This window comes from Sphingomonas benefaciens (assembly GCF_052907485.1).
This window is the reverse complement of record NZ_JBREIC010000004.1, coordinates 166761-183868: the sequence shown is the minus strand read 5'-3', so window position 1 is coordinate 183868 and position 17108 is coordinate 166761. Positions and strand designations below refer to the sequence as shown.

Genomic DNA, 17108 nt, shown 5'->3' with positions numbered 1-17108 from the left:
CGCGCCTAATAGGCAGGGCAATCATACCCGAGGACCGTCCATGGCATCCCGCACTCCGGCTCGTCCGAAGAGCCCACATCTCTTTGCCGGCTTTCTGAAGCTCCACTATGCCTGGGGACCGCACATGCTGGTCTCGATCCTTCATCGCGCGACCGGCACGGTGATGGCGACGCTCGGCACGGTGATGCTGGTGTGGTGGCTCGCGGCACTGGCGGGCGGGGCGGAAAGCTATGCGACCTTCCGCGACGTTTTCACGACGTCGGCGGGACACCTCAACATCATCGGCTGGCTGGTCGGTGTCGTGCTGAGCTGGGCGTTCTTCACGCACATGCTCAACGGCATCCGCCACCTGGTGATGGATGCGGGGGCCGCGTTCGAGCTGAAGCGCAACAAGATGTTCAGCCTGGTCGTGCTGGTTGGCGGCATTGCGCTGACCGCCGCCTTCTGGCTCTATCAGGGGATCAAGTGATGGGTTCGGGCACCAGCATCGGCCGCGTCCGCGGCCTCGGCAGCGCCAAGGAAGGCGCGCATCATTGGTGGCGCCAGCGGCTGACCGCCGGATCGAACCTGTTGCTGATGCTCTGGTTCGTCATCTCGATGGCGCGTCAACCCGCCTTCGACTACACGTCGATGCACCTGTGGCTGTCGTCGGCCTGGGTCGCCATTCCGATGATCCTGCTCGTCGTGTCGGTCTTCTATCACTTCCGCCTCGGCCTGCAGGTCGTGATCGAGGATTACCAGCACGATGAACAGCGCGTCGCCGCGCTGATCGCGCTCAACTTCTTCACGGTCGGCACCGCCGCCGTCGCCATCTTTGCGATCCTGCGGGTCGCTTTCGGAGCTGCCGCATAATGGCTGATGCGTACAAGATCATCGACCACACGTACGACGCGGTGGTCGTCGGCGCGGGCGGATCGGGCCTGCGCGCCGTCATGGAATGTGCGCAGAACGGTCTGAAGACCGCCTGCATCACCAAGGTGTTCCCGACGCGCAGCCACACCGTCGCGGCGCAGGGCGGCATCGCCGCGTCGCTCGGCAACATGGGTCCGGATCACTGGACCTGGCATATGTACGACACCGTTAAGGGTTCCGACTGGCTCGGCGACCAGGACGCGATCGAATATATGGTGCGCGAGGCACCGGCCGCCGTCTACGAGCTGGAACATGCCGGCATGCCGTTCAGCCGCACGGACGAGGGCCGCATCTACCAGCGCCCGTTCGGCGGCATGATGCAGAACATGGGCGAGGGCCCGCCCGCGCAGCGCACCTGCGCCGCGGCGGACCGTACCGGCCATGCGATGCTGCACACGCTCTACCAGCAGTCGCTGCGCTATGATGCCGACTTCTACGTCGAATATTTCGCGCTCGACCTGATCATGGACAATGGCGAGTGCCGGGGCGTCATCGCTCTGTGCATGGAAGACGGCAGCATCCACCGTTTCCGCAGCCACAACACCGTGCTCGCCACCGGCGGTTACGGCCGCTGCTATTTCTCCGCGACCTCGGCACATACCTGCACCGGTGACGGCGGCGGCATGGTGCTGCGCGCCGGCCTGCCGCTACAGGACATGGAGTTCGTCCAGTTCCATCCGACCGGCATCTACGGCGCGGGCGTGCTGATCACCGAGGGTGCGCGCGGCGAGGGCGGCTATCTGACCAATTCCGAGGGCGAGCGCTTCATGGAGCGCTATGCACCATCGGCGAAGGATCTGGCATCGCGCGACGTCGTGTCGCGCTCGATGGCGATGGAGATGCGGGAAGGCCGCGGCGTCGGCCCGCACAAGGACCACATCTTCCTGCACCTCGACCATATCGATCCCAAGGTGCTGCACGAGCGGCTGCCCGGTATCACCGAGACGGGCAAGATTTTCGCGGGCGTCGACCTGACCCGCCAGCCGCTGCCGGTGACGCCGACCGTGCACTACAACATGGGCGGCATCCCGACCAACTTCCACGGCGAGGTCGTTCAGCTCAAGGACGGCAATCCGGACAGCGTCGTCCCGGGCCTGTTCGCGGTCGGCGAGGCGGCGTGCGTCAGCGTCCACGGCGCCAACCGCCTCGGCTCCAATTCGCTGATCGATCTGGTCGTGTTCGGCCGGGCGACGGGCAAGCGGATTGCCGACATCACCAAGCCGAACACCAGCCACAATCCGCTGCCCAAGGGCTCGGAAGAGCTGGCCCTGGGCCGTCTCGACAAGTTCCGTCATGCCGCCGGCGGCTCGCCCACCGCGCAGATCCGTCTTGAGATGCAGCGCACCATGCAGAAGCATTGCGCGGTGTTCCGCGACAATGCGCTGCTGAGCGAGGGGCAGACGCTGATCAACGGCCTGTACAAGCGCATGGCCGATGTCGGCATCCAGGATCGCAGCCTGATCTGGAACACCGATCTGGTCGAGACGCTGGAACTCGACAATCTGATCAGCCAGGCCGTGGTGACGATGGAATCGGCTGCGAACCGTAAGGAATCGCGCGGGGCGCACGTCAACGAGGATCATCCGGACCGCGACGATGCGAACTGGATGAAGCACACGATCACGACCTTCGACGGCTGGGGTGGCGAGGGCGGCAGCACCGCGATCGATTATCGCCCTGTGCACGATTACACGCTGACCGACGAGGTCGAGTACATCAAGCCGAAGAAGCGGGTGTATTGATCACGTCGATCTGACACGTTCGTCGAGCGGCAAGGGGCGGGGGAGCGCAGGCCTCCCCCGCCCCTTTTCGTTTGTCGAAGGTGAAGCATTTCTGGCCTTGCTGAGGCTCCCTGGCTCTGCCATCGTATACGATCTACGAGGGGAGTTTCGATGCGCGTTCTGGCCCTGACACTGATTGCCTTCTCCTCCGCCGCCGCAGCGCAGACTCATCTCCAGGTTCCGGATTACGCCGCAACCGTTGTCACGGCGCCGCCGCCCGCGCTGAAACTCGATCGCTTCTACAGCCGCTATGTCGATGCCGCCGGTATTCCGGTCGCTGCCTCCTCGAAGGTGCCGCCGGTTGCCCTGCTGTTCGCGCGCGACGTCATCCGCGACATGCTGGTCGAGCGGCCCGACCTCCGCCATTGGCTGATCGCGCGCGGCTATCGCGTCGCGGTGATGTCTCCCGAAGAGGGGACGATGGATCTTCCCGAACAGCGCGACTGGAAGAAGCCGAAAGCCGACGATCCGGCTCTAACGGTCTGCGAACGCAAACATTATGACGAACGGATCGGGCGTCTTACCGACGCACAATATTGGAACGGCCGCGCCCGTGGCATGGGCGGCAAGCTGACCTCGGGAGCCGAGGAAAACCTTCTTGGGCTCGACCACGACCGCTATCGTGGCGAGAACATCTTCGTGCATGAATTCAGCCATGCGATCCTCGATGCGGTGATCGAGGCCGACCCCTTGCTCTACCAGCGCGTCGAGCGCGCCTATGCCGCGGCGCTGGCGGCCGGGCGGTGGAAGGGCGAATATGCCGCCACCACCGTCCAGGAATATTGGGCCGAGGGCACGCAATTCTGGTTCAACTCGAACAAGGTCGCCCGTTTCGGCGACGTCGTCGTGCTGTCCGACGCGGATCTGGTCCGGTACGATGCCGCCCTCGCCGACGCCCTGCGTGCCGTCTATGGCGATCGTCACCGGCTTGCGACGGACGTCTTCTGGAACAGTCCTGCCCGCGTGCCGCCGGGCGGCCCGCCGACATTCACCGCCGAGGTGTGCTGACGGTCACTCGGGCAGAAGATCGGCAAGTTGACGGATCGCCTGGCCTTCGAAGGCCGCGACCGCCTCGCCGTCCAGGTCCACAGGTCGCTCCGGCGTTAGCACCGCCTCGTTCTGCAGGCCGTTGTCGAGCGCGAGCCACGCCCGCACCGCCCCGGCGAGGTTGGTCACCTCCGGCACCTCACTGTCGCCGCGCTGCACGGCGTCAAGGGCGGCGCTCATCGTCCAGTCAATCTCAGCCAAGATCGTTCTCGCTGACGACGATCCGCTCCTGATCTGGATCGCGCGCCAAGGCGGCGGTGGCGGCGCGCTCCACCGCGGCACTGTGCAATTGGAAGACGGGCAGGGGATCGGTCGGTACCGCACCGGCCAGCGCCTCCAGGACGTCGTAGCGCAACGCGAAGTCGTAACGCCAGCCGCTCGCCTCGCCGGCGAACTCGATCTGCCGGTCGTCGACATTGTCGAACACGGTGGCGGTATCGATCGCCACATGGGATTCGGCCATAATTGTGCGTCCTTTCGATCAGTGTCGGGTGCGGTGGCGCGAGGCGATCAACGCGCCCAGCCCGGCGGCGAGGCCGACACCGATGACCGCGGTTGTGCCGGGATATTCCGCTGCGGTGGTGTAGAAACTGGTCCGGCGCGCGTGATGTTCGCCCGAGCGGATGCGTCCGGTGCGCACGCTGGCGAAGAGATTGTCCGGCCGCGGCTGCGGCCGCGCCGGGTCGATGAAGCTCGCTGCCGCCTTGGGCGCAAGGACTTCGAACAGCGCCGGAAAATGGGCGGCGAACAGCGCCTGCGCGCGCCCCGCACCGCCGACGGTGATCTCGCGCTTCACGTGCGTCGCGCAATGCAGGATCGCTTGGGCGACAAGCTTCGGATCGTAGACCGGCGGCGGGATCTGGGCCTCGCCCGGTTCGTGATTGGCGGCATGCTGCGCGATCGGCGTATCGATGCCCGACGGCTTGACCAGCGTCACCGAGATCGGCAGCCCGGCCTCGCCCAGCTCCATGCGCAGTGCCTCAACATAGGCCTTGATCGCATGTTTCGACGCCGCATAGGCGCCCATCAGCGGGCTCGGCATATCCCCGGCGATCGATCCGATGGTGATCAGGGCGCCGCCCCGTTCCAGATGCGGAATGGCGGCGAGGCAACCGTGGACCGTGCCAAAGTAGTTGGTGCGGAAGAGTTGCTCGTGTTCCTCGGCAGGTGTCTCGCGCAGCGCGGCGTAGATCGCGACCCCGGCGCCGTTGATCCAAGTGTCGATCCGCCCGAACCGCTGCACCGCATGGGCGGCCGCGGCCCGCAAACGCGCTGCGTCGCCGACGTCGGCGGCGAAGGCGTCGGCGGTGCCGCCGCTCGCCACGATCTCGGCAACGATCGGGCGCAGGTCCTTGTCCTCCCGCGCGATCAGCAGCACCCGCGCGCCGGCCTCCGCAGCCGCGCAAGCGGTAGCAAGTCCGATGCCGGAACTTGCGCCGGTGATGACGATGACCTGTTCCGCGAGCGGCTTGAGCGTCGGCTTCATGGGCGATTCCCGTGGGTTGCTTTGCGTCCCAAGCGTCTCAGCCGGGCGCGGGTTCCGCCGCGATCCGCGCGGAACCGGACAGTGATGCGAATGGTTCGCACGCCATGATCCAGGCCCCCAACACCGCCCGCGACTATCCGCTGCTCGCCCGCCCGCATGTCCAGCTGCACGGACCGGTGGACGAAGGAATGTACGATCGCTTCAAGAGCCAGCTCGCCGCGGCGCCCGCCGATGGCCCGCTGGTGGTCTCTTTGACCACACTTGGCGGCGACCCGGAAATGGGCCGGGCCATGGGCGACGACATCCGGCTGCTACGAGACCATAGCGGTCGAGACGCCCTGTTTCTGGGCAAGGTCGCCGTCTATTCCGCCGGCGCCACCTTCATGGCCGCATTTCCGGTCGAGCGCCGTTTCCTGACCCGCAACACCCGGCTGATGCTGCACGAACGCCAGATGACCGGCAGTCTCGATCTGTCGGGGCCGCTCACTACCTTGCCCGTTGTGCTCAAGGCCAAGCTGCACGAGATCGAACAGTCGATCCTGATTCAGGAAGAGGGTTTCCGCGCGATCGTCGCCGGCTCGCAGGTCACGTTCGAGCAGTTGCGCGATCGCGCGCGGAGCAACTGGTACGTCGAGGCCGAGGAGGCCAAGGCGCTGGGACTGGTGCTCGACGTGATCTAACCCCACCTTGGGGGTTGCACCCGCGCAGCGAAAGGCATAGCCGCAGGTGCAGCAATTCAAGGAGCGCTGCGGCGATGGCCGACTTCACCCTGCCCAAGAACAGCAAGGTTCGCGCCAAGGGCAAGGTCCATAAAGCGAATGGCGACGCCAAGCGCGTCAAGACCTTCAAGGTCTATCGCTACGACCCCGACACGGGCGAGAACCCGCGATACGACACGTTCGAGATCGACCTCGATAGCTGCGGGCCGATGGTGCTCGACGCGCTGATCAAGATGAAGGGCGAGCAGGACAGTTCGCTGACCTTCCGTCGTTCGTGCCGCGAAGGCATTTGCGGATCGTGCTCGATGAATATCGACGGCCGTAACGGCCTCGCCTGCACCACCGCGATCGAGGACATTCGCGGCGAGGTGAAGATCACGCCGTTGCCGTCGATGGACGTGATCAAGGACCTGGTGCCCGATTTCACGCATTTCTACGCGCAGTACAGCTCGATCAAGCCGTGGATGCAGACGGTTAGCCCGCCGCCGTCGGGCAAGGAGCGGCTGCAGTCGCCGGAGGACCGCGCCAAGCTGGACGGGCTGTATGAGTGCATCCTGTGCGCTTGCTGCTCGACGTCCTGCCCGAGCTATTGGTGGAATGCCGACAAGTTCCTCGGCCCGGCGATCCTGCTGCAGGCTTATCGCTGGCTTGCCGACAGCCGTGACGAGATGACCGGCGAGCGGCTCGACCAGCTGGAAGATCCCTTCCGCCTGTATCGCTGCCACACGATCATGAACTGCGCCAACACCTGCCCGAAGGGGTTGAACCCGGCCAAGGCGATCGCCGAGGTCAAGAAGATGGAAGCCGAGCGCATCCTGTAACTTGGCGCTCGAACACCCTCGTCCGGCCGACTCTGCGCCGGTCTCTGCCTCGCCCGACGGGAGTGGTACGGCGGCCTTTGGTGCGGCCGGGGCGACGGGCGGGGAGGGCAAGGCTGTGCCGTTCCGCTACGAAGCCGACCCTGACGTTCCCGGGTGGATGCTCTGGCAGTTGGGTGACAGCAGCCGCTTCAATGCCTTCCTCGGGCCCATCCATGTCAGGGTCGAGGACGGCATCGCGCGTGTCCGCATGACGCCGACGCGCGCGCACAGCAATCTACGCGACCAGACCCATGGCGGTGCGCTGCTCGGCTTCATCGATTGCGCCCTGTTCGCGGCGGCCCGGGGTTTCGGGGTGCTGCAGGCAGGCGGCGGAGTGACGCTCGACCTCGCGACGCAATTCATCGGCGGCGGGGCGATCGACCGTCCGGTCGAGGCACGGATCGAGCTTCTGCGGGAAACCGGCCGGTTGTTGTTCCTGCGCGGGTTGATCGTGCAGGACGACACCTCGACGATCGCCAGCTTCACCGCGACGCTGCGCAAATCGACCCCGCCCGCCATCGCCTAAGATGTTCACCATGCTCCCGGACCCGCGGGGGCGCCGTATGCGACAGGGCTGGCGGTCGAAGGGGCCGCGCCGTTTGGTCGCGCAGGAGATTGTCCGTGTCCGCTGTTCTCGCTGCCTATGACGCGCTGATCGCCGCCGGCGAGTTGCGCCCGGACGCGGAGCAGCGTTCCGCCGCGGAATGTCTCGATGCCCTCGCCGTCGCGCTCGAGCGGCCGCAACGGCGCGGCCTGCTCGCTCGCGTCACCGGCCGCGCGACGAGCGTGCGTGGTGTCTATCTGTGGGGCGACGTCGGACGCGGCAAGTCGATGCTGATGGACCTGTTCTTCGCCAATGTCGGTGTGGCGGCGAAGCGGCGGGTGCATTTCGCCGAATTCATGCTGGAGGTGCACGGCCGGATCGCGATCGAGCGGCGCCGCGAGGCCGGCGATCCGATCGCGCCGGTCGCGGCGGCACTGGCATCGGAGACGCGGCTGCTCGCGTTCGACGAGATGATGGTTACGAATTCGCCCGACGCTATGATCCTGTCGCGGCTGTTCACCGCGCTGATCGCGGCCGGCGTGACGATCGTCACCACGTCGAACCGCGCGCCGTCGGAGCTGTATCGCAACGGCCTCAATCGCGAGCATTTCCTGCCCTTCATCGCGTTGATCGAAAGCCGGCTGGACGTGCTCGCGCTCAACGGGCCGGTCGACTATCGGCGCGATCGGCTCGGCCAGCAGGACACCTGGCTGGTGCCGAACGGACCGCAGGTGACGGCGGAACTGTCCGCCGCCTTTTTCCGACTGACGGACCATGAAGTCAGCGAACCCATCCCCTCGGAGGACCTGAACGTGCAGGGGCGCACCTTGCATGTTCCCAAGACGCTGAAAGGCGTCGCGGTATTCTCCTTCAAGAAGCTGTGCGGCGAGGCGCGTGGCGCGGCGGACTATCTGGCGGTCGCGCGCCGGTACCACACGGTCATTCTGGTCGGCATTCCGAAGCTGGGGCCGGAGAATCGCAACGAGGCGGCGCGTTTCGTGCAACTGATCGACGCGCTCTACGAGCATAAGGTCAAGCTGCTCGCCGCCGCGGATGCGCAACCCGACGCGCTCTATCCCGAAGGCGACGGCCGCTTCGAATTTCAGCGCACCGTCAGCCGGTTGGAGGAAATGCGCTCGGACGACTATCTTGCCCAGGGGCATGGTGCAGCGGGGGAGGCGGCCTAGCACCGCTCCGCGGCAGTTGTCTGACGCTGGGGCACGGCTTTGGGTATACAGACCCGTTTTCGTCACGGGCGAAGACCGGAGCCTGGTTGAGGAGCGCTGCTGGTCAGGCACAGCGCCTTGTCGCGACTGCCTGTCCATCGGATCAGACCTTGCGCTGAGGAGAGGCAAATCCCCCTTATCGCTATCGCGAACGATTATCATCAATTATCTTAACCGGTGGTCGTTATGCGGTTGTGCCATCGCACCAATAGGCCTATGCGGCGTGACCAATTCACACGCCCTCATCACGGAGTAGGATTGGGATGGCCCGCAAGAAGATCGCGCTGATCGGCGCCGGCAATATCGGCGGCACGCTCGCGCACCTCGCAGCGCTCAAGGGACTGGGCGACATCGTCCTGTTCGACGTCGTCGAGGGCGTGCCGCAGGGCAAGGCGCTCGACCTGTCGCAGTGCGGCCCGGTCGAAGGCTTTGACGCCAGCATCAAGGGCTCGAACGATTACGCCGACATCGCTGGTGCGGACGTGATCATCGTCACCGCCGGGGTCGCGCGCAAGCCCGGCATGAGCCGCGACGACCTGCTCGGCATCAACCTCAAGGTGATGAAGGCGGTAGGCGAGGGCATCAAGGCCAATGCGCCTGACGCCTTCGTAATCTGCATCACCAACCCGCTCGACGCGATGGTCTGGGCGCTGCGCGAATTCTCCGGGCTGCCGGCGAATAAGGTCGTCGGCATGGCCGGCGTGCTCGACTCGGCGCGCTTCAGCCACTTCCTCGCCGAGGAATTCGGCGTGTCGGTGAAGGATGTGAACACCTTCGTGCTCGGCGGTCACGGCGACACGATGGTGCCGGTGCTCGAATATTCGACCGTCAGCGGCATTCCGGTCAGCGACCTGATCGAGATGGGCTTCTCGACCAAGGACAAGGTCGACGAGATCATCAAGCGCACGCGCGGCGGCGGTGGCGAGATCGTCGCGCTGCTCAAGACCGGCTCGGCCTATTACGCGCCCGCGACCAGCGGCATCGCGATGGCCGAGGCGTATCTCTATGACCAGAAGCGCATCCTGCCGGCCGCGGCGCATCTGTCGGGCGAGTACGGCATCGACAATCTCTATGTCGGCGTGCCGGTCGTGATCGGCGCCGGCGGCGTCGAGAAGGTCGTCGAGGTCAAGCTGTCGGACGAGGCCAAGGCCAACCTTCAGGTCTCGGTCGACGCGGTCAAGGAATTGCTCGTCGCCTGCAAGGGCATCGACGAGAGCCTCGCCTAATCTTCCAGCGCCGGCGGCCGGTGGTCGCCAGCGCCCTCTATCATGGCCTCCGCCGACGGAGGCTGTCACTCTCGGGAGCCTCCATGAGCATCCTCGTCAACAAGAACACCAAGGTCATCACCCAGGGCATGACCGGTGAGACCGGCAGCTTCCACACCAAGGCGGCGCTGGATTACGGCACGCAGATGGTCGGCGGCGTCACGCCGGGCAAGGGCGGTACCGAGCATCTCGGCCTGCCGGTGTTCGACACCGTCGCCGAGGCGGTGACCAAGACCGGCGCCGATGCGTCGGTGATCTACGTGCCGCCGCCCTTTGCCGCGGACTCGATCCTCGAGGCGATCGACGCGGAAGTGCCGCTGATCGTCTGCATCACTGAGGGTATTCCGGTGCTCGACATGGTCCGCGTCAAGCGCGCGCTGTCGGCGTCGAAGTCGCGGCTGATCGGCCCGAATTGCCCGGGCGTGCTGACGCCGGGCGAGTGCAAGATCGGCATCATGCCGGGTTCGATCTTCAAGAAGGGGTCGGTCGGCGTCGTGTCGCGCTCGGGCACGCTGACCTATGAGGCAGTGTTCCAGACCTCGAACGCCGGCCTCGGCCAGACCACCGCGGTCGGTATCGGCGGCGACCCGGTCAACGGCACCAACTTCATCGACGTGCTGGAGCTGTTCCTCGCCGACGACGCCACCGAATCGATCATCATGATCGGCGAGATCGGCGGTTCGGCCGAAGAGGAAGCGGCGCAGTTCCTGCGCGACGAGGCGAAGCGCGGACGCAGCAAGCCGATGGCGGGCTTCATCGCCGGCCGCACCGCGCCTCCGGGGCGCCGCATGGGTCACGCCGGTGCGATCGTGTCGGGCGGACAGGGTGGTGCCGAGGACAAGATCGCGGCGATGGAAGCCGCGGGCATCAAGGTCGCGGCCTCGCCGTCGGAGCTGGGCTCGACCCTGCTCGAGGTGCTGAAGGGTTGACGTTACACCCTCCCTCTCCCGCCGGGAGAGGGAGGGAGCCGCCGACAGGCGGCGGAAGGGTGAGGGTGTGGGGCACCCGTCACCCTCACCCTCCCACCCGCTATGCGGGCGGGCCCCTCCCTCTCCCGACGGGAGAGGGAAAGAAGGACGAAGACGATGGGCTACGAAGGCCAGGATTTCAGTGACATCGCGCAGGGCGTCAGCCCGGCGTTCATCGAGGCGCTCTATGCCAAGTTCCAGGCCGACCCCGCGTCGGTCGAGGGCGGCTGGCAGACCTTCTTCGAAGGGCTGGAGCGTGGGGCGGGCGGTCCGAGCTGGACCAACCAGCGCTGGCCGCTGACCACCACCGATGACCTGACTGCCGGCCTTGACCCGACGCAGATGGAGCCGGCGCCGAAGCCGGCCAAGGGCGGCAAGCCCGCCCCGGCCGCCGCCGCTGCACCGGCGCCGTCGAAGGACGAGATCATCCGCGCGGCCGGCGATGCGATCCGCGCCCAGCTGCTGATCCGCACCTATCGCGTCCGCGGCCACCTTGCCGCCAATCTCGATCCACTCGGCCTCGCCAAGCGCGAGATGCCCGAGGATTTGCGCACCGAATATCACGGCTTCACCGATGCCGACATTGATCGCCCCGTCTATCTGGGCGGTACGATGGGCTTCGAGTGGACGACGATCCGCCAGCTGGTCGACACGCTGCGCAAGAACTATTGCGGCAACGTCGGCCTCGAATACATGCACATCGTCGATGTCGAGGAACGCCGCTTCCTGCAGGAGCGGATGGAGGGCCAGAACAAGGCGATCGACTTCACCGTCGACGGCAAGAAGGCGATCCTCAACAAGGTCATCGAAGCCGAGCAGTGGGAGAAGTTCCTCGGCAAGAAGTATGTCGGGACGAAGCGTTTCGGTCTCGACGGCGGTGAATCGATGATCCCGGCGCTCGAAAGCGTCATCAAATACGGCGGCCAGTATGGCGTGCGCGAGATCGTCTTCGGCATGGCGCACCGCGGCCGGCTGAACGTGCTCGCCAATGTCATGGGCAAGCCGCTGCGCGTCATCTTCCACGAATTCGCCGGCGGCTCCGCCAATCCGGAGGACATCGGCGGCTCGGGCGACGTGAAATACCACCTCGGCACCTCGTCGGACCGCGAGTTCGACGGCCACAAGGTGCATATGAGCCTGGTCGCCAACCCGTCGCATCTCGAGGCGGTCAACCCGGTCGTGCTCGGCAAGACCCGCGCGATTCAGACGATCGCCGGCGACCTGACCGATCACACCGCCTCGCTGCCGGTGCTGATCCACGGCGACGCGGCTTTCGCGGGGCAGGGGATCGTCTGGGAATGCCTCGGCTTCTCCGGCATCCGCGGCTATAACACCGGCGGCTGCGTCCACTTCATCATCAACAATCAGGTCGGCTTCACCACCAGCCCGCAGTTCGCGCGTTCGTCGCCCTATCCGTCGGACGTGGCGAAGGGCGTGCAGGCGCCGGTCTTCCACGTCAACGGTGACGATCCTGAGGCGGTGACCTTCGCCACCAAGATGGCGATGGAATTCCGGCAGAAGTTCCACCGCGATATCGTCATCGACATGTGGTGCTACCGTCGGTTCGGCCACAACGAAGGCGACGAGCCGGGCTTCACCCAGCCGCTGATGTACAACATCATCCGCAAGCATCCCGGCGTCAGCGAGATCTACTCGAAGCGTCTGGTGGCGGAAGGCGTCGTCGACCAGGCGTGGGTCGACGAGAACATCAAGCAATATGTCACCGGCTGCGAGGGCGAGTTCGAAGCCGGTCAGGGCTACAAGCCCAACAAGGCGGACTGGTTCGCCGGTCGCTGGTCGGGCCTGTCGGCGCCGAAGGAAAGCGATCAGGGCCGCCGCAACGTCGAGACGGGTCTGGACCGCAAGCTGTTCGACGCGCTCGGCCGCAAACTGACGACGATCCCGGATTCGATCCAGGTCCACAAGACGCTGAGCCGCGTGCTCGACGCCAAGCGCCAGATGTTCGCAACGGGTGAGAACTTCGACTGGGCGACCGGTGAGGCGCTGGCCTTCGGCTCGCTGCTGTCGGAGGGCTATGGCGTGCGCCTGTCGGGTCAGGATTCGGGCCGCGGGACGTTCAGCCAGCGTCACGCCGTCTGGGTCGACCAGACCGACGAGCACAAGTACATCCCGCTGCAGACGGTGGAACACGGCCGCTTTGAGGTGCTCGACAGCCCGCTGTCCGAATATGGCGTGCTCGGATTCGAATATGGCTATGCGCTCGCCGACCCGAAGACGCTGGTGCTGTGGGAGGCGCAGTTCGGCGACTTCGTTAACGGCGCCCAGATCATGATTGACCAGTTCATCACCTCGGGCGAGTCCAAGTGGCTGCGTGCCAACGGCCTGGTGATGCTGCTGCCGCACGGCTACGAGGGGCAGGGGCCGGAGCACAGCTCCGCACGTCCTGAGCGCTTCCTGCAATCGTGCGCGGGCGACAATATCCAGGTCGCCAACGTCACCACGCCGGCGAATTATTTCCACCTGCTGCGTCGGCAGATGCATCGCAACTTCCGCAAGCCGCTGATCCTGTTCACGCCGAAGTCGCTGCTGCGTCACAAGCTGGCGGTGTCGAAGAGCGAGGACTTCCTCGGCGACAGCCACTTCCGCCGTCTGCTGTCCGACACCAACGGCGCACCCGATGCGGAGACGACCCGGTTGGTGCTGTGCACCGGCAAGGTTGCCTACGACCTGATCGAAGCGCGCGATGCCGCCGGCGACACGAATACGCAGATCGTCCGCGTCGAGCAGCTCTATCCCTTCCCCAGCGAGGCGCTGGCGGAGCGGATCGCGAAGATGCCAAACCTGCAGGACGTCGTCTGGGCGCAGGAAGAGCCGAAGAACAACGGCTATTGGTTCTTCGTCGAGCCGTTCATCGAAGAGGTGCTGCAGCAGGCCGGTGCGCGTGTCGCCCGCGCCCGCTATGCCGGCCGCGCCGGTGCGGCTTCGCCGGCGACCGGCCTGATGAAGCGCCACACCGCGGAGCAGGGCGCGCTGGTCGCCGACGCACTGGGCCATAACGTGCGTGAGGAGATTCGCCGGACGCGTGCAGAAGGCAGCACGACGACGGCACGGCCCACGCAGGCGCCGTCGAGCTAAGATGACGAGTGGCCCGGCCGTCGCTTCGGCCGGGTGATACGGTGAAACTGGCGCGGGTGACGACCGACCCGCGCGCGTGAAGCCCCCCGGGGCGGAGGAAGATGGGAATGGCGACTGAAGTTGTGGTGCCGACGCTCGGCGAATCGATCACCGAAGCGACGCTCGGCGAATGGCTCAAGCAGCCGGGCGATGCGGTCGCGGTCGATGAACCGATCGCCAGCCTGGAGACCGACAAGGTGTCGGTCGAGGTGCCGAGCCCGGTCGCGGGCGTGATGGGCCAGCATGCGGTCGAGGTCGGCGCGACGGTCGAGGTCGGCGCGATGCTGGCGACGATCGAGGCGGGCGACGGCGCTCCGGCCAAGACCCCGGCGGCCGAGCCCGCGGTGACTGCCAGCCCGGCGACGTCCGCGCCTGCCGCCGCCGCTGCGCCGAGCGGCGATGCGGCTGCGGCCCTGTCGCCGTCGGTCCGCCGTGCTGTGCTCGAGCATGGCGTCGATCCCTCGACGATCCAGGGGACTGGCAAGGACGGCCGCCTGACCAAGGAAGACGTCGCCGCCGCCGCATCGGCCAAGCCCTCTGCGTCTGCGCCGGCGACGCAGCCCGTTGCCGCCGCTCCGGCACCCACCGGCGGCCGCAAGGAAGAACGCGTCAAGATGACGCGCCTGCGCCAGACGATCGCCAAGCGCCTCAAGGAAGCGCAGAACACCGCCGCGATGCTGACGACGTTCAACGACGTCGACATGACCGCGGTGATCGAGGCGCGCGCCAAGTACAAGGACCTGTTCGAGAAGAAGCATGGCGTCCGGCTGGGCTTCATGGGCTTCTTCGTGAAGGCCGCAACGATGGCGCTGAAGGACATCCCGTCGGTCAACGCCAGCATCGAGGGCGACGAGATCGTCTACCACGATTATGCCGACATCTCGGTCGCGGTCTCCGCGCCGAACGGCCTGGTCGTGCCGGTGATCCGCGACGCCCAGGACCTGTCGGTTGCCGGCATCGAGAAGACGATCGGCGACTTCGGCAAGCGCGCCAAGGACGGCACGCTCAAGATGGACGAGATGAAGGGCGGCACCTTCACCATCTCGAACGGCGGCGTGTTCGGTTCGCTGATGTCGACCCCGATCATCAACCCGCCGCAGTCGGCGGTGCTCGGTCTGCACCGGATCGAGGAGCGTCCGGTCGTGGTAAACGGCCAGGTCGTGGTACGCCCGATGATGTATCTGGCGCTCAGCTACGACCACCGCCTGATCGACGGCCGCGAGGCGGTGACCTTCCTGGTCGCGCTGAAGAATGCGATCGAGGATCCGACCCGCATCCTGATCGACCTGTAAGACTGGCGCGTCCTACCACCCCGGCGCAGGCCGGGGGTGGGGCGGCGACTGATGCAACCGGGGCCATGCGTGCCTATATCCGCCCCGTAACTGGCCCCCGGCAAGCGCCGGGGTGGAGACAAGACCATGGCTGACGAACAGCAGTACGACTATGACGTCCTCGTGATCGGCGCGGGCCCCGGCGGCTATGTCGCCGCGATCCGCGCGGCGCAGCTCGGCCTGAAAACGGCCTGTGCGGAAAGCCGCGAGACGCTGGGCGGCACCTGTCTGAACGTCGGCTGCATCCCGTCCAAGGCGATGCTGCACGCGTCCGAATATTTCGAGGGCGTCGCCGGCGGCGCCTTCGCCAAGCTCGGCATCAAGGCGACGGGCGTCGAGCTCGACCTCGACGCAATGCACGGCCAGCGCCGCGACGCCGTCAAGCAACTGACCGGCGGCATCGAATATCTGTTCAAGAAGAACAAGGTCGAGTGGCTGAAGGGCCGCGCCAGCTTCACCGGCAAGGACACGGTCGAAGTTGCGGGCCGGACGGTGCGCGCCAAGAACATCGTCATCGCCACCGGCTCCAGCGTCACGCCGCTGCCCGGCGTGACCGTCGACCAGAAGGTCGTCGTCGACTCGACCGGCGCGCTGGAGCTGGCCAAGGTGCCGCAGCACCTCGTCGTCATTGGCGGCGGCGTGATCGGCCTGGAGCTCGGCAGCGTGTGGCGGCGTCTCGGCGCCAAGGTCACCGTCGTCGAATTCCTCGACCAGATCCTGCCCGGCTTCGATGGCGACGTGCGTAAGGAAGCCAACAAGATCTTCAAGAAACAGGGCATCGAGTTCAAGCTGTCGACCAAGGTCACCGGCGTTGCCGTCAACGGCGACACGGCGACGCTGACCGTCGAGCCCGCGGCCGGCGGCGAAGCGCAGTCGATCGAGGCGGACGCCGTGCTGGTCGCGATCGGCCGCAAGCCCAATACCGACGGCCTCAACCTCGAAGCGGCGGGCGTCGCGCTGAACGGCCGCGGCCAGGTGGAGATCGACCACGATTTCCGCACCAACGTTCCCGGCGTCTGGGCGATCGGCGACGTCGCGCCGGGCCTGATGCTCGCGCACAAGGCGGAGGATGAGGGGATCGCGGTCGCCGAGAATATCGCCGGCCAGCATGGCATCGTGAACCACGACGTCATCCCATCGGTCGTCTACACCATGCCGGAATTCGCCGGGGTCGGCCTGACCGAGGAAGCGGCGAAGGCACGCGGCGAGGTGAAGATCGGCAAGTTCCCGATGATGGCGAACAGCCGCGCCAAGACCAACCACGAGCCCGACGGCTTCGTGAAGATCATCGCCGATGCCAAGACCGATCGCGTCGTCGGCGTCTGGGCGATCGCCAGCGTCGCCGGCACGATGATCGCGCAGGCGGCGCAGGCAATGGAATTCGGCGCGACCAGCGAGGATATCGCCTATACCTGCCACGCCCATCCGACCCATTCGGAGGCGATCAAGGAAGCCGCCATGGCGGTGACCGGCAAGCCGATCCACATCTGATGCCCCGCGGCGCGGTTCCGGCTTCCGATCCGGACCGTGCCGCCTTGGAGGCGGCGTGGCTGACGCTGACGCGGGTCACGCTGCCTGCGCTCGCTGCCGAGCGACGCTGGCCGGTGCGCGCGGATCATTGCTTCCAGCGCATCCTGCTCGATAACGCGCTCGGCGGCCGGTGGTACGATGCCGTGACCGGCCGCCCGGCCTATCGCCACATCGACGCGGCAGCTCTGGCCAGGGCCGTCGCGCTCGGGCAGGCGGCGATCGACGGTGACTCGGATATGGCGGCGATGAACGGCCGCTCATTGGCTTGGCGCGTCGGGCGGACCGATGCTGCGCGCTAGCTCTG

17 protein-coding genes are annotated in these 17108 nt (G+C 66.3%); 14 read left to right on the top strand and 3 right to left on the bottom strand.

Annotated elements, in window-relative coordinates:
* Positions 1-40 precede the first annotated feature (40 nt).
* The 4 genes from sdhC (at position 41) to ACU5AX_RS14275 (ending at position 3701) form a co-directional block, all read left to right on the top strand.
* Positions 41-469, top strand: coding sequence for a succinate dehydrogenase, cytochrome b556 subunit (gene sdhC, locus ACU5AX_RS14290; protein WP_446691481.1), 429 nt, complete (start codon positions 41-43; stop codon positions 467-469).
* A complete protein-coding gene (sdhD, locus tag ACU5AX_RS14285; protein WP_198354913.1) occupies positions 469-852 on the top strand; it encodes a succinate dehydrogenase, hydrophobic membrane anchor protein in 384 nt (127 codons plus the stop codon). Before sdhC ends, sdhD begins: the two co-directional genes overlap by 1 nt.
* On the top strand, positions 852-2654 hold the full coding sequence (gene sdhA, locus ACU5AX_RS14280) for a succinate dehydrogenase flavoprotein subunit (RefSeq protein WP_446691480.1): 1803 nt from the start codon (positions 852-854) through the stop codon (positions 2652-2654). The genes sdhD and sdhA overlap by 1 nt, the downstream gene beginning before the upstream one ends.
* A 150-nt stretch (positions 2655-2804) precedes the next feature.
* Positions 2805-3701: a glycoside hydrolase gene (locus ACU5AX_RS14275; RefSeq protein WP_446691479.1), complete on the top strand. Its 897-nt coding sequence runs from the start codon at positions 2805-2807 to the stop codon at positions 3699-3701.
* A 3-nt stretch (positions 3702-3704) separates the two neighbouring features.
* Here ACU5AX_RS14275 and ACU5AX_RS14270 read toward each other — a convergent pair whose 3' ends face one another.
* From ACU5AX_RS14270 to ACU5AX_RS14260, 3 genes are read right to left on the bottom strand one after another with little or no spacing between them, the layout of a single operon-like run.
* Positions 3705-3941, bottom strand: coding sequence for a hypothetical protein (locus ACU5AX_RS14270; protein ID WP_198354718.1), 237 nt, complete (start codon positions 3939-3941; stop codon positions 3705-3707).
* Positions 3934-4203 (bottom strand): hypothetical protein, encoded by a 270-nt coding sequence (locus ACU5AX_RS14265; protein WP_446691478.1) that lies wholly within the window; start codon positions 4201-4203, stop codon positions 3934-3936. The genes ACU5AX_RS14270 and ACU5AX_RS14265 overlap by 8 nt, the downstream gene beginning before the upstream one ends.
* An 18-nt stretch (positions 4204-4221) precedes the next feature.
* Positions 4222-5226, bottom strand: coding sequence for an SDR family oxidoreductase (locus ACU5AX_RS14260; protein WP_446691477.1), 1005 nt, complete (start codon positions 5224-5226; stop codon positions 4222-4224).
* A 104-nt stretch (positions 5227-5330) separates the two neighbouring features.
* Between ACU5AX_RS14260 and ACU5AX_RS14255 the strand changes: the two genes are divergently transcribed.
* The 10 genes from ACU5AX_RS14255 (at position 5331) to ACU5AX_RS14210 (ending at position 17103) form a co-directional block, all read left to right on the top strand.
* On the top strand, positions 5331-5906 hold the full coding sequence (locus ACU5AX_RS14255) for a ClpP family protease (RefSeq protein ID WP_446691476.1): 576 nt from the start codon (positions 5331-5333) through the stop codon (positions 5904-5906).
* A gap of 74 nt (positions 5907-5980) precedes the next feature.
* Entirely contained in the window at positions 5981-6766 is a 786-nt protein-coding gene (locus ACU5AX_RS14250; protein ID WP_198354722.1) for a succinate dehydrogenase iron-sulfur subunit, read from the top strand.
* Position 6767: 1 nt separating this feature from the next.
* A complete protein-coding gene (locus tag ACU5AX_RS14245; RefSeq protein WP_446691475.1) occupies positions 6768-7331 on the top strand; it encodes a PaaI family thioesterase in 564 nt (187 codons plus the stop codon).
* A 95-nt stretch (positions 7332-7426) separates the two neighbouring features.
* The gene (gene zapE / locus ACU5AX_RS14240; RefSeq protein ID WP_446691474.1) at positions 7427-8536 is read left to right on the top strand and encodes a cell division protein ZapE; all 1110 of its coding nucleotides are present in this window, start codon (positions 7427-7429) and stop codon (positions 8534-8536) included.
* 302 nt (positions 8537-8838) lie between these two features.
* Positions 8839-9801: a malate dehydrogenase gene (mdh, locus tag ACU5AX_RS14235; RefSeq protein WP_446691473.1), complete on the top strand. Its 963-nt coding sequence runs from the start codon at positions 8839-8841 to the stop codon at positions 9799-9801.
* Between the two features lie 83 nt (positions 9802-9884).
* The gene (gene sucD / locus ACU5AX_RS14230; protein WP_115379064.1) at positions 9885-10769 is read left to right on the top strand and encodes a succinate--CoA ligase subunit alpha; all 885 of its coding nucleotides are present in this window, start codon (positions 9885-9887) and stop codon (positions 10767-10769) included.
* 156 nt (positions 10770-10925) lie between these two features.
* Positions 10926-13904 (top strand): 2-oxoglutarate dehydrogenase E1 component, encoded by a 2979-nt coding sequence (locus ACU5AX_RS14225; RefSeq protein ID WP_446691472.1) that lies wholly within the window; start codon positions 10926-10928, stop codon positions 13902-13904.
* A 107-nt stretch (positions 13905-14011) separates the two neighbouring features.
* A complete protein-coding gene (gene odhB / locus ACU5AX_RS14220) occupies positions 14012-15235 on the top strand; it encodes a 2-oxoglutarate dehydrogenase complex dihydrolipoyllysine-residue succinyltransferase (RefSeq protein ID WP_446691471.1) in 1224 nt (407 codons plus the stop codon).
* A gap of 126 nt (positions 15236-15361) precedes the next feature.
* Entirely contained in the window at positions 15362-16765 is a 1404-nt protein-coding gene (gene lpdA / locus ACU5AX_RS14215; RefSeq protein WP_446691470.1) for a dihydrolipoyl dehydrogenase, read from the top strand.
* Positions 16765-17103 (top strand): GCN5-related N-acetyltransferase, encoded by a 339-nt coding sequence (locus ACU5AX_RS14210; protein ID WP_446691469.1) that lies wholly within the window; start codon positions 16765-16767, stop codon positions 17101-17103. The genes lpdA and ACU5AX_RS14210 overlap by 1 nt, the downstream gene beginning before the upstream one ends.
* Positions 17104-17108: the final 5 nt, after the last annotated feature.